A 23,135-nucleotide genomic window follows, 5' to 3' on the forward strand; every position below is an offset into this window, starting at 1 on the left:
TTAAGAATTTTCATATAAGCAATAGGAAGATTGATTTGATCTCAAAGTGCATAAAACTACCAATAACTCATCTCTATGAGCCCAAGATTGGCAATTTAGTGATTAAAAGAATATCAATAAACCCAATGTAACATGTTGCAAGTATTGCAGAAAACCCTGCACCTTGCAGTATACTTTTGTGTAAATATGCATTTTTTAGTAGTTTGACAAGCTTTTTGTGTGAAATTGAAATTATAAAAATCTCTATGTTTTTGATATGATGCTGCCACATAAAGAATATAGAGATTGGTAATGACGACTTTGAAAAATGATCGTTTCCTACGAGCTTTGTTACGCGAACCTGTAGATACCACACCGGTATGGATGATGCGTCAAGCAGGACGTTATTTGCCTGAATATCGTGAAACACGCTCAAAAGCAGGTGACTTTCTATCTCTATGTAAAAATACAGAATTTGCTTGTGAAGTGACTTTACAGCCTCTACGCCGCTACGAATTAGATGCAGCGATTTTATTCTCAGATATTTTAACTATTCCTGATGCATTAGGTTTAGGACTTTATTTTGAAACTGGAGAAGGTCCTAAGTTTCAAAAAACGGTACGTACTGAACAAGATGTCGCGAATTTACCAAAGTTAAATGCAAAATCAGATCTTGATTATGTGATGAATGCGGTAAGTACAATTCGTTCAGCTTTAGGCGGTCAAGTTCCACTGATTGGTTTTTCGGGTAGCCCGTGGACGCTTGCAACTTATATGGTTGAAGGTGGTTCAAGTAAAGAATTCCGTTTCACTAAGCAAATGATGTATGCGCAGCCAGAAGTTTTGCATGCTTTACTTGATCATTTAGCAGATTCAGTGATTGACTATTTAAATGCTCAAATTGATGCAGGTGCTCAGGCCATCCAGATCTTTGATAGCTGGGGCGGGGCATTGGCACACCGTGAATATGTCGAATTCTCTTTAAACTACATGAATAAAATCATTGCTGGTTTGCAGCGTGAGAAAGATGGCCGACGCATTCCTGTTATTGTGTTCACCAAAGGTGGCGGTCAATGGCTAGAGCCAATGATTACCACTGGTGCAGATGCATTAGGTTTGGACTGGACCACTCCGCTTAATACAGCTCGTAATGTTGTCTCTGGACGCGTAGCGTTACAGGGTAATCTTGATCCTGCTGTTTTATATGGCTCGGCTGCTTCAATTGAAAAAGCAGTGAAAGCGATGTTAGACGATGCCTACGCAAATGGCGAAAAAACAGGTTACGTTGCTAACTTAGGCCACGGGATTACCCAGTGGGTAGACCCTGCACAGCCAAAAATCTTTGTAGATACAGTGCATGAGTATAGTGCTAAATATCTAGGATAGTTTTTTGTGCGCCATCTGACTTTACCCATTCATTTTATTGGCAAGGCTGTTTCGGCAGCCTTGTTTGGTATTTTGCTTTTAATTGCTTTTGCTTTCACAGCACCGATGGGAAGCCATGAATATATGGGTTTCTATCGCTATGATTATTTACTCATCTATGCAGTGCTGATTCAAATTTGTCTTTTATATTTAAAGCTTGAATCATGGGCAGAAGCCAAAGTTATTGCTTTATTTCATGTCATGGCGATGGTCATGGAAATATTTTTAACACATCCTGCGATTGCATCATGGCAATATCCTCAGCCCGCCGTATTTAAAATCTTAACTGTGCCTCTATTTGCAGGCTTTATGTATTCGGCTGTAGGTAGTTTTTTTGCACGTTCAATTCGGCTGTTTCATGTTTCTTTTGAAAAGCTTCCTAGTTTTGGAACGATGCTTTTACTGGCATTGTTCTCATATATAAACTTTATGAGTAAATTTTTTGTACCTGATATTCGCTATATTTTATTTGCGATCAGTATGTTTATTTTTTGGAAGACTAAGCTTTATTTTCAGTTAAATGAACATAGATTTAAAATCCCGATGTTACCTGTGTTGTTTACCCTCGCTTTTCTCATCTGGATTGCTGAAAATATTAGTACTTTTTATAAAATCTGGCTCTATCCAAGTCAGGTAGATGCTTGGCATATGGTGGGCTGGGGTAAACTGGGGTCATGGTATTTATTATTACTCTTGAGTTTAGTATTGGTACTTAAAATATTAGGTCATCGAGATAATCAAGGTAATTGGAATTTAAGATAAATTTTTCTTTTGCACTTTTTATCATATTGTTTATTTTTTAATTGCTAATTCACAGCCTTCTCGTTATCTTTAATATCGTGTAATAAAAATTACACATAACAATACAAGACATAAGAAACAATCAATAATGATTTTGGAGTTATACATCTATGTTAAAAAAATTAGCTTTAGCTGCTTTATTAGCGGCTGGTTCAAGTGTTGCAATGGCTGACAACGATGTAGGTTGTGGTGTGGGTACACAAGTCTGGGCTGGCAAAAAAGGAGTAGCGCCTAAAATTCTTGCTGCGACAACAAACGGTATTTTTACTAACCAATTACTAGGGATCACTTTTGGTACTTTAGGCTGCCGTCAAGGCGGAACAGTAACTGCGCAAGTGGTTACATTCACAAATGAAAATGCTGAAGCTCTAGCACGTGATATGGCAGTAGGCCAAGGTGAGAGCCTGAACGTACTTGCTGAATTAATGCAAATTAAACCTCAAGATAAAGACCGTTTCTTCAAAGTTTCAAAAGCAAACTTTGGTGAAATCTATTCTGCAAACAACCAAAATACGCTTCAAGTTTTAGCATCATTACAAACTGTAATGGCTAAAGACGATGTTTTAAAAGCTTACGTATAAGTTTGAAACTGAAAACCCTGTCGTATGACAGGGTTTTTCTTATATTTAATGATAAAAATTGATGAGCTTAATGAAGTCAGTTGTTTTAGTTTTTGCCTCTTTGGCAGTGAATATTGCGTATTCAGCAGATATAAATCCAACTATTCAAAAATATTGGTCAATCGCAGAACAACAAAATCTAGATCAAGACATTACATGGCAAAGGCTCATGTATGCCAATAAAAACCAGAAGAGTGAGGTCACTTATTCTGGCTATTTTCTATCAAAAAATGGAAAAAATAATTTAAAAGAAGAACTGAAAACTGACATCTCGGCATTATTTATGCCTGCTCAAGATAATCAGTCGATTCGTTGTAAATTTCCGGCACGTAGTCAATGGCTCATACAAAAATTAGGTATTCAAGAAAATGAATTACCTCAAGTAAAGTGTTCAGAATTTGAAAACTGGATTGGGCAGATTAAGCCCTACAAAGCGACATTAATTTATGCGACCGATTTTATGGGCAATCCGAGCTCCATGTTTGGCCATACGTTATTGCGTTTAGATCCAAAAGATCAGCAACAATTAAATTTAGTTTCCTATGCTGTAAATTATGCAGCAACCGTGGCAGGCAACGACAACTGGTCATACGCATGGAAAGGTTTAACAGGACAATATCCAGGCGAATATTCACTGATGCCTTATTACCGTAAAGTAAAAGAGTACGGCGATTTTGAAAGCCGTGATTTATGGGAATATGAGTTAAATCTATCACCTGAAGAAACTCGGTTTTTAGTAAGTCATATTTGGGAAATGCAACATGTGAGCTTCCCTTATTATTTTGTGAGTGATAACTGCGCCTATCGATTGTTAGGGTTAGTCGATTTAGTAAAACCTGAATCTAACTTACAAGAAAAATTTACTTATGCCTCCATTCCAATGGAAACCATTAAATCGATGCAGCAGCAGAGACTCACCAAAGCTCCTGTATATCGACCTGCATTAGAAACTCAGCTACTAGCCCAAGCTCATCAGCATGTTGCCTCTTTGGCGAAGGTGGCTCATCAAATTACGATGCTGCCTACACAGCAGTCTTCTCAGATTTTAAAATCATTTAGTGAACAGGATCAGGCTAAAATCCTCGAGATGGCTTACGATGATTTATATCTCCAATTTATTAGCCGAAAAATAGAAGAAAGTGTTGCTCAACCGCAGTTACGTCAGCTTTTAGCGCTAAGAAGTCAGATTGATTTAGATAAGCAACGTCAAGAACCTAAAAGACCAGCAAAGGAACCAACTCAAGGTCATAACGCTCGTAACTTTTCCGTGAAAGCTGGAGAGGTGCAGGGTGATAAGTTTATTGAACTTGGTCATCGGCAAGCCTACCATGACTTAATAGACCCTCAAGGCGGATATCGTGCAGGTACTCAATTACTCTTTTTAAATGGTAATGCGCAGTGGCGAGATGACCATTTAAAACTAGAACGTCTTGATTTGCTCGAAGTAAATTCCTATAACCCGATTCAACCTTTTAAAACACCGCTGAGTTGGGGATTTAACTTAGGCTGGCGTCAGGAAGCTATTCATGACGGAAGCTTTAATGAAGACAAACAACACGGCGTCGCGAGCTTTAATGCACAGGTCGGTTACAGTCTTGCAGACTATGAGCGCAGGCATATTTGCTATGGGCAACTGCAAAGCTACGTACAAACTGGTTCAAATCTAGATAAAGGATGGCGTGTGGGAATAGGCCCGACTTTAGGTTGTATGAACCAATGGTTTGAGCGCTTTAACTCTGTCGTGCAAATTGAATTGCCCTATTGGGAAGATCAAAATCAATGGAATTTGAGAGTCAATACGCAGTGGCAATATGTGATTAATCGCAATAATGCTGTTCGATTAAACTGGGATTATGAACAACAAAATCATCAAGACTGGATGAAATCAAGCTTAGGATATGTTTGGTTCTTTTAAAGAATAAGTGCATAAAAAAGAGAAATGAGATTATTCATTTCTCTTTTTTGTTTTTAGAAAAGACGATTATTTCTTAATTGCATTTAACACAGCATAGGCGGCTTTAATACGCTCTTCATTGGGAATACGTTTATTAGTTAACATGACTAAACCAATATTTTCTTTAGGAATGAACACGACATATGTTCCAAAACCGTTGGTTGAGCCAGTTTTGTGGAACATTTTAACTGAAGGTTCTTTTGAAATAGCAGTCACTTTATTAGGTTTCATCACGATTTGTTCTGAATTACTGTCTAATAAAGTTTGTAAAGGCGCTGGATAAGAAAATTCTTCCCAGCCAAGTGCTTGATACATTGTGCCGACTTGATAGAAACCTTGATGTGTTTCATTAATTGCACGTTGAATATCTGCTGGATATTTCTGCGGGTTGAGGTTGGCATTAATAAAAGTCAGCATGTCTGGTAATGTCGATTTGACGCCGTATGCTGGTGCATCGAGTGGGCCGGGGTTAACTCGAATGGGCTGATTTTGTTGGTTATAGCCAAATGCATAGTTTTGCATTTGAAGTTTAGGCACATTGACATAACTATGTTTTAAGCCAAGATCTGGAAAAATTGTTTTTTCTAAGACTTGGTCGAAAGATTGATTCATAGACAAAGCCACAACTTTTCCAAATAAACCAATGCTTGGATTTGAATATTGTCGATATTCACCGATTGAGTTTTTAGGCTTCCAGTCTTTGAAAAAAGTTAAAACTTGTTGGTCTGTTTGTACTTCATCTGGAAATTGCAAAGCAAGGTTGCCGCTGGTATATGTCGCAAGTTGAAGTAAGTTAACTTGATCAATCGGTGTGTTTTTTAGTTCTTTCCAATATTTTCCGGGCGTGTCTTCAAAAGAGAGAGTTCCTTTTGTTTTGGCATATCCACCCGCTGTCGCAGTAAATAATTTACTGACTGAACCTAGCTCAAAAATGGTGCTGCTATTTACAGCTTTTTTATCTTGAACGGATTGTAGACCATAATAGGTTTCATACTTTTTATTATTCTGGATGATGCCAACTGCCATACCGGGCACATTATATTTTTCTAATAACGGTTTAAAGTTTTGATCTACCAGTTTTTTAATTTCTTGTTCTTTTAGTGTATTACCTGCATAAATTGAGGTGCTAAAAATAAAAAGAGGGGATAAAAGTAAGCAAGAAATTTTTTGGAATCGCATGATTAACTCATCAAAAATTTTAAAGTGAAGTCATGTAGTTTTATAACAAAAATCACATAATTTAATTGTTATGTTTTATGGAGTTCGCGAAGCGTTTAGAGGTAAAAAAAAAGCCCAACTTCGTCGGGCTTTAATTAGTTTACTAAATAAAAATTAGTAACTTTCAGGTACGGCACTTAAGAACTCACGACGTGCTTCTTTATCGGTTTTAAAATCTCCAATAAATGAAACAGTACGTGTGGTTGATTCTTGTTTACCTACACCACGCATCATCATACACATATGTGCTGAATCGATGACTACAGCAACACCGCGAGCCTCAGTCACTTCTGTGACAGCTTCTGCGATTTGTTTGGTCAAGTTTTCCTGAATTTGCAAACGGCGTGCAAACATTTCGGTAATACGTGCAAATTTCGATAAGCCGAGAACTTTGCCTTCCGGTAGATAGGCAACATGGACACGACCATAGAACGGGAGGAGATGATGTTCGCAAAGCGAATAGAATTCAATATTCTTCACCAATACCATTTCATGGTTATCTGATGGGAAAACAGCGTTATTGGTGACTTCTTCTAAAGTTTTACTATAGCCAGAAGTTAAATATGAAAAAGCTTTAGCCGCACGCACAGGCGTATCTTTAAGGCCGGGACGATCAAGATCTTCACCGACGGCAGTCAGGATATTTGCGTACGATTGCTGCATTGACATAAGACGTATAAGTTTACTCTATTAGACAAGCTCGGCATTGTATCAGAAACATGACCTGATGTTCATAAATCCTCGCACTATATTTATTTTGGATTTGCGCACGCTTGATAAAAGATGAATAAAATTCATGTTTTTTATCGTTAATAGTCAAGTGTTTGAACATGAAATGTGCATTTAATATAGGTAAGTTCTAAATGGTCGCCTAGTGGCATCATATTTGCAGAGATGCAGTGTTATAGAGCATAAGGATAAAACATGTCAGAACGTCCAATCACCTTTTTTTTCCGTGGTGGTCAGCAGCAAATAGAAAATGTAGTACCTACAATGACGGTTTTGCAATTTCTGCGAGAATATACTCAAACTGGTAAGACTAGGCAGACTGGTACAAAAGAGGGATGTGCTGAGGGCGATTGTGGTGCATGTACAGTAGTGATTGGTGAGTTGGTCAATGACAACCTACAATTGCGCAATGTGAATGCGTGTATTCAGTTTTTACCGACTTTAGATGGTAAAGCACTATTTACAGTGGAAGATCTTCATCACTTATTGCCTGCCCAAGATGGCACACTTCATCCTGTACAACAGGCAATGGTCGATATGCATGGTTCACAATGCGGTTTTTGTACACCCGGTTTTATTATGTCGCTATGGTCAATGTATGAAAATGAACAGCATTCTCCGAGCAAAGATAAAATCAGTGATTATATTTCTGGAAACTTATGCCGCTGTACAGGCTATCGCCCTATTTTAGATGCAGCACAAAAAGCATATGACTATCCGCGTGTTTTATTACAACGTCAAAAAGTAATTGATGTATTAAAAGAGATCAAAGCATTACCTGCATTACATTTGAATAATTATGGTCAGCAATTCTTTGCACCAAAGAGTTTGCAGGATTTTGCCGCATTACGTTTGCAGTTACCTCAAGCGCGTATTGTTGCTGGTAGCACAGATGTCGGTTTGTGGGTAACAAAGCAGGGCCGTGATTTAGGCGATATGCTTTATATTGGTCAAGTGAAAGAACTCAAAAAAATTGTAGTCACAGATCATGCTTTAAAGATTGGGGCAAATGTAAGTTTGAATGATGCACTCATCAAAATTTCAGATTTTTATCCTGACTTACAAGAATTACAGCGCCGTTTTGCTTCCATGCCTATTAAAAATGCAGGAACCCTAGGTGGAAATATTGCCAATGGTTCGCCTATTGGTGACTCAATGCCGGCATTAATTACGCTAGGTACACGATTGATTTTGCGTGTAGGTGAACAAACCCGTGAAATCGCCTTGGAAGACTTTTATCTAGATTATCAAAAAACAGCATTACAGCTTGGTGAGTTTGTTGAGGCAATTATTATTTCGCTTCGTGAGGAGCAGACGCGTTTTAAATTTGCCAGCTATAAAATTGCCAAACGTTTTGAGCAAGATATTTCTGCAGTATGTGCAGCTATTTCATGCGAGTTAGATACTCATTATGTCGCTCACAAAGTGAGAATTGCTTTTGGTGGTATGGCGGCTACTCCCAAACGTGCAAAATATGCAGAAGCTATCTTAGAAGGTCAGCAACTTACAGCAGAATTGATGATTCAGGCACAAGAGGCATTGTCCCAAGACTATCAACCTTTAGATGATGGACGTGCTAGCTCGGCATATCGTTTACAAGTCGCTAAAAACTGTTTACAGCGTTTTTATGTAGAAAAAATCCTGTCTCAAGCGATTACTCGTGTGAATGACTTGATTGCTGTGGTGGAGATCTAATATGAATCAAAACATTGACTTAAGTGTTTCTAAAAAATCTGCTAAAGCAGGCGACTCGATTCCACATGAAAGTGCACATTTACATGTGACTGGGCAGGCAACTTATATCGATGATTTACCCGAGCTTGAAAATACGATGCATCTGGCGGTTGGGTTTTCAAGTTGTGCTAAAGGTAAAATCAGTAAGTTTGATTTGGATGCGGTACGTCAGGCTGATGGTGTCCATGCAGTATTTTTGGCAAAAGATATTGATGTTGAAAATAATTGGGGACCAATTGTAAAAGATGACCCAATTTTTGCCGAAGAGCAGGTCGAATTTTATGGACAAGCTTTGTTTGTAGTTGTTGCCGAGAGTTATCAGCAAGCCCGTCGAGCAGTTCGTTTGGCAAAAATTGAGTATGTGCCCGAAACTCCAATTTTAACGATTCAAGATGCAATTAAAAAAGAATCGTGGGTATTACCGCCTGTTGAATTTAGCCATGGTGAAGTTGAGCAGGCATTTCAAAACGCAGCCCATCAACTTTCAGGTGCTATTGAACTGGGTGGGCAAGAGCATTTTTATTTGGAAGGGCAAATTTCCTATGCGATTCCACAAGAAAATCAGAGCTTAAAAGTCTATTGCTCGACACAACATCCAACAGAAATGCAGCTGCTGATTTGTCATGCATTAGGCATGAATATGCATCAGGTGAGTGTGGAAAGCCGCCGTATGGGGGGAGGTTTTGGCGGTAAAGAGTCACAGTCGGCACAGTGGGCATGTATTGCATCTTTGGCAGCACAAAAAACAGGCCGTCCCTGTAAATTACGCTTAGATCGTGATGATGACATGAGTGCTACAGGCAAACGCCATGGTTTTTCTTATGAGTGGTCTGTAGCCTTTGATGACAACGGTATTTTGCAAGGCTTAAAGGTGCAACTGGCTTCAAACTGTGGTTTTTCGGCTGATCTTTCTGGGCCAGTGAATGAGCGAGCCATTTGCCATATTGGCAATGCCTATTATTTAAATGCAGTTGAGCTCCGTAACTTACGTTGTAAAACCAATACTGTTTCCAATACGGCATATCGTGGTTTTGGTGGACCGCAAGGGATGTTTGTCATTGAAAATATTATTGATGACATTGCTCGTTATTTAAGTTGTGACCCAGTTGAAATTCGTCAGCGTAATTTCTTTGCCGAGCAGCCCGGTGCTGGACGTGACCGTATGCACTATGGGGCAGAGGTCCGTGATAATGTTGCGCCAAAATTAGTAGCCGAATTATTGCAAAGTAGCCATTATGCGAAACGCAAACAGAGTATCCATGTTTTTAATCAGAACAATGACATCATTAAGCGTGGTATTGCGTTAACCCCATTAATGTTCGGTATTTCATTTAATGCCGTGCACTACAATCAGGCGGGTGCACTGGTCTATGTATACATGGATGGGACTGTCGCGATTACGCATGGCGGTACAGAAATGGGACAGGGGTTATATACCAAAGTACGTCAGGTTGCTGCGCATGAGTTGGGTTTACCAATCGATAGCGTTCGTTTAATTGCAACCGATACTTCTCGTGTGCCCAATACTTCGGCAACAGCAGCATCGAGTGGCGCAGATCTAAACGGTAAAGCTGTTCAAAATGCCTGTATTAAAATTCGTGAGCGTCTGGCAAAACTTGCCGCAGAAATAAGTGATAGTGCGGCTCATCAAGTCCAATTTGAAGATAGTATGGTCTCAACAGCGAATGGCTATTCATGGGCATTTCCTGACTTAGTTCAACGGGCATACATGGCGCGTATACAATTATGGGACAGTGGTTTTTATAAAACACCAGAAATTCACTATGATCAGGTCAACCATTTGGGGCGTCCGTTTTTCTATTATGCCTATGGTGCAGCAGTCAGTGAGGTCGCAATAGATACTTTAACTGGAGAAATGAAAGTATTACGTGCTGACATTTTGCATGATGTCGGACGATCGATTAACTCTGCAATTGATATTGGGCAAATTGAAGGTGGTTTTGTTCAAGGAATGGGATGGCTCACGACAGAAGAGTTATATTGGCAGCCGCAGGGACCACACGCAGGCCGCTTATTTACCCATGCACCTTCAACTTATAAAATCCCAACCAGTGTGGATATTCCTCATATTTTTAATGTCAAACTGTTTAACAATCAAAATCAGGCAGACACTATTTATCGCTCTAAAGCGGTAGGTGAACCTCCATTTATGTTGGCATTATCTGTTTTCTCTGCAATTCGTCAGGCAGTACAAGCGGCTATTCCAGAAAATGCACCGCTCGTATTGAATGCTCCGGCAACTGCCGAAGAAATTTTACGTGCAATTGCGATTGGGCGTGGACAAGCTTTGGCTACTCGCCCACAAGCTAAAATGTAGAAGATTATGCAACATTTACAATGGTGGACTGATTTTGTGGCGTGGCAAGTCGATGCTCTGCCTATGCTATTGGTCACAGTGGTACGCGCCGATGGTTCAACACCAAGAGAAGTCGGTGCAACAATGTTATTGCGCTTTAATTTGCAACAGCAATGGCAGCAATCAGATACGATCGGTGGTGGGCATTTAGAGTTTCAAGCGATTGATATTGCTAAAGCAATGTTAAGCGAAACTGAAGCTTGTGTGAGACGTATTGAACGCTTTAACCTCAGTGCACGGCTGGGGCAGTGTTGTGGTGGAGTGATGTGGTTATTATTTGAAAAAATATCACCCGCTGAGATCGCATCGGATTTATCCCATTGTTTGCAAGCATGGCGAGCCGGGCAGCGCATATTGCGTACAGTCTCACATCAACATGCATCCACTTGGCAAACTATGGATATGGAACAGCAACCAAGTTTCGAGTTTCATTCTGGCAGCAGTGAAGAATGGCAATTTGGCCAGCAGATTCAACCTTATGCTATGCAAGTGCTGATTTGTGGCGCGGGGCATGTGGGTGAAGCAATTGTCCGTTGTTTATTACCTATTGGTGTGAGGGTGAAATGGATTGATCCGCGTGATGATATTTTCCCATCCGATTTACTGGAACAGGTGCAATGTTTAACGACTGATACCTTAGAAACTGAGATCGAGCATTTTGACCATTCAGGTGCAATTTTAATTTTAACTCATGATCATCAATTAGATTTGCAATTGTGTTTTACAGCCTTAAAACCTACGGCAAAACCATTTGCTTATGTTGGGATGATTGGCTCAAAAAGTAAAAAGGCTATTTTTGAGAAACGTATGCAAGTACGTGGTTATACTCAGGAAACATTACAACGTTTGGTTTGCCCGATCGGAATAGAAGGGATTTCATCGAAACAACCTGCAATGATTGCCGTTGCAGTGGTTGCTCAATTATTGCAGGTGTTTGATGTAAAAAAATGATCCCAAAGGATCATTTTTTTTGTTCGAACTTTGGATTTTTCTCTGCACGTTTAAGCAGCACGAGAACAGCACCTGTGCCACCTTGATTTTCTGGCGCACTTACAAAGGCCAAAACATCGCGGTGTTGACGTAACCATCCGTTGACGTAGGTTTTTAAGACCGCTTCTGGGCCTTTACCATGCACAATTTTAATGACATTTTGATTTTCATCTTTTGCCATCTGGATGATTTGTAAAACTGCGTCACGTGCTTGTTCAATGGTACAGCCGTGTAAATCTACAGCTTCAAACCAACGCATCTTGCCTGCTTTTAAGTCTTCAAAAACCTTATGCTGGAGGGTAGCAATGCGATAGCTTAACGTTGCTTGGCTTGCGACCGGATTTAAAGCAGCTTGCGTATCTGATAACTCGGCATGTTCAGTATCACGGCCACCTTCGGCGGCTGCCCGTTTCGCTAGCGTTTGTGCATCAACTTTTCTGGCACGAGGTGTTTTTACATCGGCAACATTGCTATTGTTGATGCGTTTAACACCTGAAACAGCCTGTTGAAACAGGTGGGTATCTTCCAATTCTTCAGACTCAGCCTGAGATTTTTTAGACTCAGGCTGATTTGTGATTTTGCTTGAATGAGGATTGGAGATTTGCTTTTTAAATTGCTTCAATAACTTCTGTTGCTCTTTAGAAAGCGATGAATCTTTATTACTCATATATCTTCATTAAACCGTTTGAGGTTGTCCAAAAAGAGCAGTAAAAGCTTGATCTGGACGTGGTTGTTTCATAAAGCTTTCGCCCACCAAGAAGCTGTGAATATCATGCTCTTGCATCATACGCACATCATCTGGTGTCGCAATACCGCTTTCAGTAATTAATAAACGTGAGGCCGGAAGTAATTTTTTCAATCGAATGGATGTATTTAAATCTACATCAAACGTTTTTAAATTACGGTTATTCACGCCTAATAAACATTGCTCAGAAAGCTTTAAAGCGCGTTCCATTTCTTCTTCGTCATGAACTTCAACTAATACATCAAGTTGATGTTCAAACGCAGTTTTAGACATTTCTTCAAGTTGTTGGTCAGATAAGCAAGCAACAATTAATAAAATACAGTCAGCATGCAAAGCACGTGCTTCAACTACATTATATGGATCAATCAGAAAGTCTTTACGTAAAGCCGGTAGGGCACAATGATTGCGAGCAATCGCAATATTTTCATCTGCACCCTGAAAGAAATCAACATCGGTCAATACCGATAAACATGCTGCTCCAGCTTGTTCATATTGCTGAGCAATTTCGGCAGGATTAAAGTCTGCGCGAATGATTCCTTTTGATGGAGATGCTTTTTTAATTTCAGCAATCACGCCCGGACGTTTATGTTGTAAAGCATTTGCAAAGCCTCTTACTGGAGTTGCAGCTTTTGCTAGTTCTTCAACATCTTGCAAATTACGTTGTTTTAAACGCGCAGCAAGTTCCTCATGTTTACGGTCAACAATTTTACCTAAAATGGTATTTTGAATATTAATCATGAGAAATCCTTAATCTGCCTGAGATTGCTTTAATGTTTTGCTAAATTCAGCCAAAACACTCATTTTTTCTAAAGCCTGTCCGCCATAGATAATATCTTGAGCGAATGTAACAGCCTGAGCATAAGTTTTGGTAATGCCCGCCACATAGATGCCTGCGCCTGCATTAAGCGCAATCATGTTTGCTGCTTTTTCACCAATATCGGATTTATTTTTGCTTAAAGCATCTTTAATTAACTTTAGACTTGCTGTTGCATCTGCAACAACTAAACCATTTAAAGTTTGTGATTCAATTCCGACATCTTCAGGGGTAAGTGTCCATTCCGTGATTTCGCCGTCTTTGAGTTCTGCAACAGCAGTAGGAGCAGCAAGACTGATTTCATCGAGCCCATCTCTTGAATGAACAACCATGACGTGTTCAGCACCGAGCTGTTTCATAACCTCTGCAATCGGACGACAAAGCTCATCTGAAAATACCCCAATCACAAAACGTTTTACACCAGCCGGATTCGTAAGCGGGCCAAGTAAATTGAAAATACTGCGAATCCCAAGCTCACGGCGGGGGCCTACAGCATATTTCATGGCTTTATGATGATTTGGAGCAAATAAAAACCCTACACCCATCTCACGAATGCAGCGTTCAGTTTGTTGCATGTCTAAATCAAGATGAATACCTGCTTGTTCAAGTAAGTCAGATGAACCTGATTTACTTGAAACGCCTCGGTTACCATGCTTTGCAATAGTTGCACCTGCTGCTGCAATCACAAAGCTTGAAGCAGTGGAGACATTAAATAAGTTTTGTCCATCGCCGCCTGTACCAACAATATCAACTAAATGTTTGATATCGCTGACATCAATTTTAATAGCGAATTCACGCATAACACGTGCGGCAGCAGTAATTTCGTCAATACTTTCACCTTTCATGCGAAGGCCCATCATCAAAGCACCAATTTGTGCCTCGGTTGCCTCACCTTGCATGATGCTGCGCATAATGTCTTCCATTTGCGGCTGAGTCAGGTGAATATTTTTTGTTATATGGTTAAGTGCTTGTTGAATATTCATAGTGATCACTTATGCATAAATATCTAAAAAGTTTTTAAAGATTTGATAGCCATGTTGACTCAAAATTGATTCAGGATGGAACTGCACGCCTTCAACAGGCAATGTCTTATGTTTAACACCCATGATTTCTTCCATTGAGCCATCTGCTTCATTGGTCCAACACGTTACTTCAAGGCAATCAGGCAGTGTTTGCTGATCAATCACCAAAGAGTGATAACGAGTTGCCGAGAATGGGCTAGGAAGATTACTGAAAATACCTTTATTGCTGTGGTACATATCAGATAAACGTCCGTGCATAACCGTTTTGGCTCTTACAATGTTTCCGCCAAACGCTTGCCCAATACTTTGATGCCCTAAACACACGCCAAGCAAAGGAATTTTTCCGGCAAAGTGATTAATTGCAGGAATTGAAATACCAGCTTCGCTTGGAGAACAAGGACCAGGACCAATAACCAGATATTTAGGTTGCCATCGTTCAATATCCTCTAATGTGACTTGATCATTGCGAACTACTTTTACTTCCTGATTCAACTCGCCAAAATATTGGACGATGTTGTAGGTAAAAGAGTCGTAATTGTCGATCATTAGAAGCATGATGAACTTAACCTCATGATAATTAATATATATTTAATAAGTGACTAGAGTTTTACTCACAATGTTACTTACTTTTTAAAAAGTACCTTTATTTGATCAAATAAAAAGCCGCTTTCTAAGCGGCTAATGTACCAGAATTTCCTTGTCTTGTAATAACTTCATGCTTTATTGCTAGCAAAAGCATATTAATAATTATAAGTCGATGTATTTTCTAAACTAAAAGAGTGGAGCAAATTGATCATTTAATTTGAAGATATCTCTTTATTATTAGGCAAAATCTGCCATACAAAATTTTCTTGATTCAGTGGAGTAAACCCTATTTTTTCATAGAGCCATGAGGCTGTACTGGTAAGTAACATAATTCTGCGAAGTTTAAGAGACTCCAAGTGTTCTAAGCAACATTCCATTAGCCATCGTCCTAATCCCAATTTTTGAAACTCATTGATGATAAAAACATCTTTTACATAAGCAAAGGTTGCATAGTCTGTAATGATACGAGCAAGACCAATTTGTTGGTTGTTCGGAGCATATAACCCAAAGCACAAACTGTTTTGTATAGCGGTTTGCATTGTTTCTAAATCGATCCCTTTTGCCCATTTTGAATGGTATAGAAACGAATGAATCACTTTTATGTCGAGTTTAGAGGGATCTGTAGAAACGGTATAATGATCATCACGTGTGACTGTGAAATTGGATACCTGCATAGGGAAACCCTTTAATTCAAAGAAATATTGAATACGGTTAAAAATAGCATAGTGCTTAAAAAGTTCTCTTCAAAACTACTTCTTTATAGTTACGATTATGTTTCTTAATCATAAAAATTCTTAATGGCTAAATGGCTAATAGTTGTGTAGTTATCAATGAATAAGGACTTTTTATTTTATTAGTTAAAAACAGGGAGATTTTTTAGAAATTTATTTAACTAAATCAGCTTTAATAGCTTTTAATTAAAAAATAGAGATAAAGACAATAAAGGCAGAACAAGCTTTTCATTGGAAATAAAAAACTATTCTGCCTTAGTCACAAAAAAAATTTAAATCTTACGTGTGTTATAAATTAGCCAATCTAAAACATCGCCAGACAAATGTTCAGCGAGTCTTTCTTGGACAGTTTGATGGTAACCATTTAACCAGTCTTTCTCTTCATTCGTTAGCAGATCTGCAACGATACAATCTAAATGTATTGGGCAAAGCGTGAGTGTTTCAAACTCTAAAAATTCACCATAGGTTTTTTCAAACCCAGAGTGGAGCCTGTTTGCAACCAAATTCTCAATACGAATACCGTATTGCCCTTCATGGTACAGACCTGGTTCATTAGAGAGAATCATACCTTCACGCAATTTACTGTACGCATGAACAGGAGCGTAATAAGAAAGTACTTGCGGTCCTTCGTGTACGTTAAGCGCAAAGCCTACGCCATGACCTGTGCCGTGGCGATAATCTAAACCATGTTGCCATAAAGTATGGCGACAAATTGAATCGAGTAGAGGTGCAGCTAAACCTTCTGGATAAATGGTTTTTGCCAAAGCAATGTGACATTTTAAAACCAGCGTATAGTCACGTTTTTGTTGCTCTGTTGGTATGCCTACAGGAACCACACGAGTAATATCCGTTGTTCCATCTACATATTGCCCACCTGAGTCAATCAACAATAAACCATCGCTTTCAATGAAAGAATATTGTTCTGGAGTTGCACGGTAGTGGGGTAGAGCACCATTGGCATTAAAGCCAGCAATCGTTGAAAAACTTGGGCCTATAAATCCATCTTGCTGAGCGCGGTAGGCAGTAATTTTCTCATCGATAGTCAGTTCTGAAATGCGTTCACCATGATGAAGTGCTTTTTCTAGCCAATGGAAAAAGTGACAAAGCGCGACTCCATCTTTAAGCATTGCGTGGCGGATATGAGCAATTTCGCTTTCATGCTTACGCGATTTAAAAAGCGTACTTGGATTGATGTCGTATACAACCTGAATATCTTTTGCGATGGCTTGTTCATGAAAAATCGATACTTTTGCTGGATCTAAAAGTACAGAAGCATCAGAAATATTCGCTAAAAACTGAGCCGTATCTTCATAATCACGAATTTCGATGCCATCGGCTGCGAAAGCTTGTTGAATGCTTGAATCTAGTTTTCTACTATCAATAAACAGAACAGCTTGTTCTGCATTAATGTAAAAATGAGAAAGAAAAACAGGGTTGTATTCTACGTCTTGTCCACGTGCATTTAAGACCCATGCAATATCATCTAAAGATGAAATGAAATGCCCAGAAATATTCTTGCTATGTAAAGTCTCACGAATCGCCTGAATTTTTTCTTTACGAGATAGGGCATTTAACCCTTCAGGCATTAAATAGATTTTTTCAGATGGTAGTTCTGGGCGGTCTAACCAAATCTCTCCAACTAAATCTTTTTGAGTCTCGAGTTTATAGCTATGAACTCGTGCAGTATGTTCGAGTGCTTTAAATTGTTGAATAGATAAGGTATGTCCATTTACCGCAATGATCGAATCTGCTGCTAAGTTTTGTGCAATCCAAGCTAAATGTGTTGAAGACTCATCACTTGTTAATTTTTGAAGATTAAAGCCAGTTCCAACAAGTTGTTGCTCGGCTTGTACCCAATAGCGACCATCTGCCCATAGGCCAGCAAAGTTTTGCGTCACGACTAACGTACCAACAGAGCCACTAAAACCACTGAGCCATTGTCTCGCCTTCCAATAGTCGGGCAAATATTCTGACATATGCGGATCGGCACTCATCACAACAAATGCATCAATCTGCTGATTGCGCATGAGTTCGCGAAGTTTCTCTAGTTTTTCTGGAACAGTTAAAACGCTCATATAGTTTCCAAGTCAGGTTGAACTTTACTGGTACTTTTGTTCATTAATCTATTAATAGGTTTCTTTAATAAAAATAACACGATTGCGCCAATTACTAATGCCAAAACACATCGCATAAAAAGAGTAGGTAAATGGTCAATACTATCTGATGACACGTGCCCACCAATGAGACCAGCGATGAGATTACCTAACGCTGACCCAGTAAACCATAGGCCCATGATTTGACCACGTATAACATCAGGTGCAAGTTTGGTCATAGTTGATAAGCCAATCGGGCTTAAACAAAGTTCACCTATGGTAAGTAAAAATATAGTACCTACTAACCAAAATGGTGAAACTAAGCCGCCAGAAATTGCAAAACGACTGGCAAAAGACATAACGAGAAAGCCGCCTGCTGCAAGCAACAATGCAATGATAAATTTACTGATATAATTCGGATCTTTATTCGATTTACCTAGTCTCGCCCATAGCCAAGCTGCAATTGGAGCGAAGATAATAATAAACAGGGCATTGATTGATTGGAACCATACAGTTGGTATTTCAAAACCGTAAACCATACGATCTGTATAATCTTGTGCAAACAAATTAAAAGATGTCGGTTTTTGCTCAAAAGCAGACCAGAACAATGCGGATGTGGCTAATAAAACGAAGCAAATAATAATTTTAAATTTATCGTGTTGTTCTAAATTCAAGAAAAATAATAAATAAGCAAAGTAAGCGATAATACCAACGCCGATTCCAACTGTTAAATAAGTTGCTACCGCGACTGGATTAATATGAATGACATCAAACAAAGTAAGGACAATAATAACTCCGACAGAAAGTAAAAAAGAGAAAGCAATTTTTGGCGCATTTTTATTTTCTACGACGGGTTTGTTCCAATTGTCATTTTCTTGACGTAACTCATTGAAAGTTTGTAGCTGTGGAATAGCAAATGCTCGGAAAATAAGTAAAGCAACTAACATTCCAAGGCCGCCAATTCCAAAACCTAAGTGCCAGCCATGTTCACGAGCTAATATACCCGTAATGAGTGGGGCGATAAACGAACCCATATTAATCCCCATATAAAAAATGGAGAAACCGGCATCTCGTCTACTATCCTGAGCCTTATATAATGTTCCGACAATGACTGAAATACAGGTTTTAAATAATCCTGAACCAATAACAATAAGAACTAAACCGAAATAAAAGAAGAATTGATCAAAGAGTGCGGTTAGGGCAATCGATAAATGGCCTAGCGCAATAATAATGGAACCATACCAGACCGATCGCGCCTGACCTAACCAATTATCGGCAATCCAACCACCGAAAACGGTCATTAAATACATGGAACCTGCAAATAACCCAACAATTGCTGCTGCGGTTGGACGGTCAAGGCCTAAACCGCCGTCATTGACCATTGCAACCATATAAAGAACCAATAAGGGCCGAATTCCATAGTAAGAAAAGCGTTCCCATAGCTCTGTAAAAAATAAAGTTTTTAGTGGTTTTGGGTGGCCGAAAAAAGCTCTGTCATATTGTTCGATTTCATGCTTCATTTCAAATCCTTTGAACATATTTGTAATTTAGATAAAAACAAAACTTTTAGTTTGTTTAATTATAAAAAAAAGTTATGTTTTATTTTTTAGATTTTTTAAAGTGAAAAAGCAAGTTGGTCATGTATAAAAAAGGTATATAACAAATGGTAAAAATTAGAAGGGGAAATTATCAGCGAAAAAGATTCTTCTTGGCGCACCAAAGCTGACCAAGTCTTGCTTTAGTACAAACAGTTCTATAAGAAAAATTAGAATAATATTTTAAAGCTTTAGAGTTCCTATGGATGAATATGAACTATTAGATTACTCCATTTTCAAAATCTCTATTTAGAAGTCGTTTTTTTCTAGAACCTTTCTTGGCAAAGCTTGGAGTAGGCAACATGGTCTTAGCTCTAGCTTAAAAATTTTATATAAAATAGATTATTATTTTCATGCATTGCAGTAACAAAGTCAGCTTTCTATATAAGAAAGTATTATGATCATGATTAACTGGTAGATATTGATGCGATGATTCATATTGGCGCAACAATTTTGCACTAAATTAGGGCGATTGCGAGCTATTCTTGTATGCCATAATTTGAAAATGTCTGAATATGGTGCATTTAACTATGCAAACAGTATAATGGGTTCGAGACAAGGGGCCTAAATCATGGATAGTTATAAGCAATTCAATGTTTTAGGTAAGTCTTATAAAGTTGGTATGAGAATTGCTATATAAATACCAGCAACTAACACGCACTTAACAAGTGCAACAAAATTTCATTGGAGCAAAATGAGCATGGCGAACAAGGTCCTTCAACTCATACAAGAAAGTGGCGCAAAATGGGTCGATTTTCGCTTTACTGATACTAAGGGTAAAGAACAGCACGTAACTTACCCAGCTGATTCTATTGATGAAGATACTTTTGAAGACGGTAAAATGTTTGATGGTTCTTCAATCGCTGGTTGGAAAGGCATTGAAGCATCTGACATGATTTTACGTCCAGATGCAGAAACTGGTTTTATCGACCCGTTCTTTGCTGAACCAACTGTAGTTGTGACTTGTGACGTTATTGAACCTTCAACAGGTCAAGGTTATGAGCGTGACCCACGTTCGATTGCTCGTCGTGCAGAAGAATACTTAAAATCTACAGGTATCGGTGATACTGCATTCTTCGGTCCAGAACCAGAATTCTTTGTTTTTGACGAAGTGAAATGGGACATCGATATGTCTGGCGCTCGTCATACATTAATCGCTGAAGAAGCTGCTTGGTCTACTGGTAAAGATTACGAGTCTGGTAACTCTGGTCACCGTCCACGTGTTAAAGGTGGTTACTTCCCAGTTCCTCCAGTTGATTCTTCACAAGATATGCGTGCAGAAATGTGTGCAAAAATCGAAGACATCATGGGCCCAGGTCGTGTAGAAGTACATCACCACGAAGTTGCTTCTTGCCAGTTAGAAATTGGTGTGAGCTTCAATACTCTTGTTCGTAAAGCTGACGAAGTTCAACAGTTCAAATATGCAGTTTGGAACGTTGCTCACCAATATGCAAAAACAGCTACGTTTATGCCTAAACCAATGGTAGGTGATAACGGTTCTGGTATGCACGTTCATATGTCTATCTCTAAAGATGGCAAGAACTTGTTTGCTGGTGATGAATATGCAGGCCTTTCAGAAATGGCGTTGTACTTCATCGGTGGTATCATCAAGCACGCTCGTGCATTGAATGCAATCACAAACCCATCTACAAACTCATACAAGCGTTTGGTTCCTCACTTCGAAGCACCAATTATGCTTGCTTACTCAGCGCGTAACCGTTCTGCTTCTATCCGTATTCCATACGTTTCTAGCCCTAAAGGTAAGCGTATCGAAGCTCGTTTTCCAGACCCAATGATGAACCCGTACCTAGGTTTCGCTGCATTATTAATGGCTGGTATCGACGGTATCCAAAACAAGATCCATCCGGGCGAAGCTGCTGATAAGAACTTGTATGATCTTCCTCCAGAAGAAGAAGCAAAAATCCCAACAGTTGCTCATAGCTTAGATATGGCTCTTGAAGCACTTCAAGCAGATCACGAATTCTTGTTAAAAGGCGGCGTGTTCACTAAAGAAATGCTTGATGCATACATCGAACTTAAAACTGAAGATGTACGTCGTCTTAACACGACTACTCACCCAGTTGAATTTGATATGTACTACAGCTTGTAATACGTATTTCATAAAAAAGCCTGCATATGCAGGCTTTTTTATTGCTCAAAATGTTGATTGAATTCTCTACGTTTTTTATCAAAAAATTGGAGTAAACTAGGTGCGAGTTTTCATGTGAGCAGATTATGCGTAAACGGCAACCAGTACTTAAACAGGAAAAGACTTTAAATCCTGAGTTGAAAACATGGTTGTATGCGTCTGGTTCTCTGACCCAACAATTAACTGAACTTGGTGGTGGCCAGTTCAGTGTAAAGCCCTTTAAAGAACACTTTCAGCGTTTAACTTTTGCAGATAGTCAATGGATGAATATGTCTCATGCTCACACCTCGTGGGTAAGGGAAACTTATTTATATGGCTGTGAGGCAGAGCCGTGGGTGAAGGCAAAAAGTATTTTTCCAATTCAAAGCTTACAAAAAAAGGCCCGTATATTTCAGCATATTGGTTCTAAGCCGATTGGCTTTTTTCTATTTCAAAGAACAACTCCACTTTGTGACCGCCGTGTCATTCTTTTGTCAGAAGGTTGGACGCGACAAAGTTGCTATACTTGGCATGGATGTAAATTTATCGTCCAAGAAACATTCTTACCGGCTTTTGAAGCTTTTTTAAATCAGCAGCACGACAAGGAATTACTATGACGACTGCAACAGGTACAACATGGCGTCAGCGTTTAGAAGCTTATTATTATCTATGTCGATTTGATAAGCCTGTTGGAACAGAACTGGTGTTTTGGCCAACCATGTGGGCACTTTGGATTGCAGCAGAGGGAATGCCACCTCTACATATTCTTTTGGCGATGGTATTAGGTACAATTTTTATGCGTGCCGCTGGCTGTGCAATTAATGACTTCGCTGATCGAAAAGTGGATGGACATGTAGAGCGTACAAAAACACGCCCTTTGGCAACAGGTGTAATTAGTCCAAGAGAAGCGGTGTATGTATTTTTAGCATTAGTATTTGCCAGTGCTTGTACGTTGTTCTTTTTACCTATCGCGACGTTCTACTGTGCATTAGGGGGCTTGGCTTTAGCATTTATATATCCTTTTATGAAACGTTATACCCATTTACCGCAAGTAGTGTTAGGTATGGCATTTTCTTGGGGTATTCCAATGTCATTTACAGCAATGGGTAAGCCTTTAGATATAACGTGTTGGCTCATTTATTTTGGTAATTTGGCTTGGACAGTGGCTTTTGACACTCAATATGCAATTACAGATCGTGAGTATGATTTAAAGATTGGTGTGAAATCTACCGCTATTCTTTTTGGTCGATATGACATCCAGATTATTGCTCTTTTACAAGCAACTAGTCTTATTTTGATTGGTACTGCACTATATTTAGAAAATATTTTATTCCCATGGGCAATTATTGCTTTAGTTGTAGTGGCATTTGATTTTGTATATCAAACAATTAAAACGAAAGACCGCAACCCTCAAGTATGTTTTTGGGCATTCCGTCACAATCGCTGGGTAGGATTAATCATTTTTCTAGGAATATTTTTAAATTTCATATAGTAAAAATGACCGTGAGGTTGAAAAGTGTTCTATGCAGAGCACTTTTTTTATGTCTTAATATTTGTGCATAAAAAAATATGCGGAATAAATAACACATAAAAAG

Annotated in this window: 19 protein-coding genes; 10 read left to right on the plus strand and 9 right to left on the minus strand. The window is 39.0% G+C overall.

The window, feature by feature from the left end:
- Positions 1-291: 291 nt before the first annotated feature.
- From hemE to HLV59_RS05405, 4 genes are all read left to right on the plus strand, one after another.
- Positions 292-1,365, plus strand: coding sequence for a uroporphyrinogen decarboxylase (hemE, locus tag HLV59_RS05390; RefSeq protein WP_031948961.1), 1,074 nt, complete (start codon positions 292-294; stop codon positions 1,363-1,365).
- A gap of 6 nt (positions 1,366-1,371) precedes the next feature.
- Positions 1,372-2,166, plus strand: a complete 795-nt coding sequence (locus HLV59_RS05395) for a DUF817 domain-containing protein (RefSeq protein ID WP_171429485.1) — start codon at positions 1,372-1,374, stop codon at positions 2,164-2,166.
- 149 nt (positions 2,167-2,315) lie between these two features.
- A complete protein-coding gene (locus tag HLV59_RS05400; protein WP_003650547.1) occupies positions 2,316-2,786 on the plus strand; it encodes a DUF3015 family protein in 471 nt (156 codons plus the stop codon).
- 70 nt (positions 2,787-2,856) lie between these two features.
- Positions 2,857-4,740 (plus strand): Lnb N-terminal periplasmic domain-containing protein, encoded by a 1,884-nt coding sequence (locus HLV59_RS05405; RefSeq protein ID WP_456318747.1) that lies wholly within the window; start codon positions 2,857-2,859, stop codon positions 4,738-4,740.
- Between the two features lie 66 nt (positions 4,741-4,806).
- On the opposite strand, the gene blaADC is transcribed toward HLV59_RS05405, so the two are convergent.
- Positions 4,807-5,958 carry an ADC family extended-spectrum class C beta-lactamase gene (gene blaADC, locus HLV59_RS05410; protein WP_171429487.1) on the minus strand — a complete coding sequence of 384 codons (1,152 nt, stop codon included), beginning with the start codon at positions 5,956-5,958 and terminating at the stop codon, positions 4,807-4,809.
- A 153-nt stretch (positions 5,959-6,111) separates the two neighbouring features.
- Positions 6,112-6,660, minus strand: coding sequence for a GTP cyclohydrolase I FolE (folE, locus tag HLV59_RS05415; protein ID WP_171429488.1), 549 nt, complete (start codon positions 6,658-6,660; stop codon positions 6,112-6,114).
- Between the two features lie 261 nt (positions 6,661-6,921).
- On the opposite strand from folE, the gene xdhA reads away from it, so the two are divergent.
- Genes xdhA through xdhC form a run of 3 tightly spaced genes read left to right on the plus strand, consistent with a single transcriptional unit; the run spans position 6,922 to position 11,788 of the window.
- Complete coding sequence (gene xdhA, locus HLV59_RS05420) at positions 6,922-8,421, plus strand: xanthine dehydrogenase small subunit (protein ID WP_171429489.1); 1,500 nt, start codon at positions 6,922-6,924, stop codon at positions 8,419-8,421.
- Position 8,422: 1 nt separating this feature from the next.
- Positions 8,423-10,798 (plus strand): xanthine dehydrogenase molybdopterin binding subunit, encoded by a 2,376-nt coding sequence (gene xdhB, locus HLV59_RS05425; protein WP_171429490.1) that lies wholly within the window; start codon positions 8,423-8,425, stop codon positions 10,796-10,798.
- Between the two features lie 6 nt (positions 10,799-10,804).
- Positions 10,805-11,788 carry a xanthine dehydrogenase accessory protein XdhC gene (xdhC, locus tag HLV59_RS05430; RefSeq protein WP_171429491.1) on the plus strand — a complete coding sequence of 328 codons (984 nt, stop codon included), beginning with the start codon at positions 10,805-10,807 and terminating at the stop codon, positions 11,786-11,788.
- Positions 11,789-11,798: 10 nt separating this feature from the next.
- On the opposite strand, the gene HLV59_RS05435 is transcribed toward xdhC, so the two are convergent.
- From HLV59_RS05435 to HLV59_RS05465, 7 genes are all read right to left on the minus strand, one after another.
- A complete protein-coding gene (locus tag HLV59_RS05435) occupies positions 11,799-12,494 on the minus strand; it encodes a Smr/MutS family protein (protein WP_171429492.1) in 696 nt (231 codons plus the stop codon).
- A gap of 9 nt (positions 12,495-12,503) precedes the next feature.
- Positions 12,504-13,310, minus strand: a complete 807-nt coding sequence (trpC, locus tag HLV59_RS05440) for an indole-3-glycerol phosphate synthase TrpC (RefSeq protein ID WP_031948953.1) — start codon at positions 13,308-13,310, stop codon at positions 12,504-12,506.
- 9 nt (positions 13,311-13,319) lie between these two features.
- Positions 13,320-14,369 (minus strand): anthranilate phosphoribosyltransferase, encoded by a 1,050-nt coding sequence (trpD, locus tag HLV59_RS05445; RefSeq protein WP_171429493.1) that lies wholly within the window; start codon positions 14,367-14,369, stop codon positions 13,320-13,322.
- 9 nt (positions 14,370-14,378) lie between these two features.
- Positions 14,379-14,963 (minus strand): anthranilate synthase component II, encoded by a 585-nt coding sequence (locus tag HLV59_RS05450; protein WP_216606760.1) that lies wholly within the window; start codon positions 14,961-14,963, stop codon positions 14,379-14,381.
- Positions 14,964-15,205: 242 nt separating this feature from the next.
- Positions 15,206-15,667 carry a GNAT family N-acetyltransferase gene (locus HLV59_RS05455; RefSeq protein WP_125697629.1) on the minus strand — a complete coding sequence of 154 codons (462 nt, stop codon included), beginning with the start codon at positions 15,665-15,667 and terminating at the stop codon, positions 15,206-15,208.
- A gap of 329 nt (positions 15,668-15,996) precedes the next feature.
- Complete coding sequence (locus tag HLV59_RS05460) at positions 15,997-17,799, minus strand: aminopeptidase P family protein (protein WP_171429494.1); 1,803 nt, start codon at positions 17,797-17,799, stop codon at positions 15,997-15,999.
- On the minus strand, positions 17,796-19,355 hold the full coding sequence (locus HLV59_RS05465) for a peptide MFS transporter (protein WP_171429495.1): 1,560 nt from the start codon (positions 19,353-19,355) through the stop codon (positions 17,796-17,798). Before HLV59_RS05465 ends, HLV59_RS05460 begins: the two co-directional genes overlap by 4 nt.
- A 751-nt stretch (positions 19,356-20,106) precedes the next feature.
- Between HLV59_RS05465 and glnA the strand changes: the two genes are divergently transcribed.
- From glnA to ubiA, 3 genes are all read left to right on the plus strand, one after another.
- Complete coding sequence (gene glnA / locus HLV59_RS05470) at positions 20,107-21,522, plus strand: type I glutamate--ammonia ligase (RefSeq protein WP_002052696.1); 1,416 nt, start codon at positions 20,107-20,109, stop codon at positions 21,520-21,522.
- A 125-nt stretch (positions 21,523-21,647) separates the two neighbouring features.
- Positions 21,648-22,157, plus strand: a complete 510-nt coding sequence (locus HLV59_RS05475) for a chorismate--pyruvate lyase family protein (RefSeq protein WP_016145946.1) — start codon at positions 21,648-21,650, stop codon at positions 22,155-22,157.
- Positions 22,154-23,032 carry a 4-hydroxybenzoate octaprenyltransferase gene (gene ubiA, locus HLV59_RS05480; RefSeq protein WP_061875714.1) on the plus strand — a complete coding sequence of 293 codons (879 nt, stop codon included), beginning with the start codon at positions 22,154-22,156 and terminating at the stop codon, positions 23,030-23,032. The genes HLV59_RS05475 and ubiA overlap by 4 nt, the downstream gene beginning before the upstream one ends.
- The last annotated feature ends 103 nt before the right edge of the window (positions 23,033-23,135 follow it).

It is taken from the genome of Acinetobacter lactucae (assembly GCF_013122135.1).
Classification (GTDB): Bacteria; Pseudomonadota; Gammaproteobacteria; order Pseudomonadales; family Moraxellaceae; genus Acinetobacter; species Acinetobacter lactucae.

Excerpts from the sequence above, each read along its gene's own strand:
- hemE (WP_031948961.1), top strand. The coding sequence starts at position 292 with ATGACGACTTTGAAAAATGATCGTTTCCTACGAGCTTTGTTACGCGAA.
- HLV59_RS05400 (WP_003650547.1), top strand. The coding sequence starts at position 2,316 with ATGTTAAAAAAATTAGCTTTAGCTGCTTTATTAGCGGCTGGTTCAAGT.
- HLV59_RS05405 (WP_456318747.1), top strand. The coding sequence starts at position 2,857 with ATGAAGTCAGTTGTTTTAGTTTTTGCCTCTTTGGCAGTGAATATTGCG.
- blaADC (WP_171429487.1), bottom strand. The coding sequence starts at position 5,958 with ATGCGATTCCAAAAAATTTCTTGCTTACTTTTATCCCCTCTTTTTATT.
- folE (WP_171429488.1), bottom strand. The coding sequence starts at position 6,660 with ATGCAGCAATCGTACGCAAATATCCTGACTGCCGTCGGTGAAGATCTT.
- xdhA (WP_171429489.1), top strand. The coding sequence starts at position 6,922 with ATGTCAGAACGTCCAATCACCTTTTTTTTCCGTGGTGGTCAGCAGCAA.
- xdhB (WP_171429490.1), top strand. The coding sequence starts at position 8,423 with ATGAATCAAAACATTGACTTAAGTGTTTCTAAAAAATCTGCTAAAGCA.
- xdhC (WP_171429491.1), top strand. The coding sequence starts at position 10,805 with ATGCAACATTTACAATGGTGGACTGATTTTGTGGCGTGGCAAGTCGAT.
- HLV59_RS05435 (WP_171429492.1), bottom strand. The coding sequence starts at position 12,494 with ATGAGTAATAAAGATTCATCGCTTTCTAAAGAGCAACAGAAGTTATTG.
- trpC (WP_031948953.1), bottom strand. The coding sequence starts at position 13,310 with ATGATTAATATTCAAAATACCATTTTAGGTAAAATTGTTGACCGTAAA.
- trpD (WP_171429493.1), bottom strand. The coding sequence starts at position 14,369 with ATGAATATTCAACAAGCACTTAACCATATAACAAAAAATATTCACCTG.
- HLV59_RS05450 (WP_216606760.1), bottom strand. The coding sequence starts at position 14,963 with ATGCTTCTAATGATCGACAATTACGACTCTTTTACCTACAACATCGTC.
- HLV59_RS05455 (WP_125697629.1), bottom strand. The coding sequence starts at position 15,667 with ATGCAGGTATCCAATTTCACAGTCACACGTGATGATCATTATACCGTT.
- HLV59_RS05460 (WP_171429494.1), bottom strand. The coding sequence starts at position 17,799 with ATGAGCGTTTTAACTGTTCCAGAAAAACTAGAGAAACTTCGCGAACTC.
- HLV59_RS05465 (WP_171429495.1), bottom strand. The coding sequence starts at position 19,355 with ATGTTCAAAGGATTTGAAATGAAGCATGAAATCGAACAATATGACAGA.
- glnA (WP_002052696.1), top strand. The coding sequence starts at position 20,107 with ATGAGCATGGCGAACAAGGTCCTTCAACTCATACAAGAAAGTGGCGCA.
- HLV59_RS05475 (WP_016145946.1), top strand. The coding sequence starts at position 21,648 with ATGCGTAAACGGCAACCAGTACTTAAACAGGAAAAGACTTTAAATCCT.
- ubiA (WP_061875714.1), top strand. The coding sequence starts at position 22,154 with ATGACGACTGCAACAGGTACAACATGGCGTCAGCGTTTAGAAGCTTAT.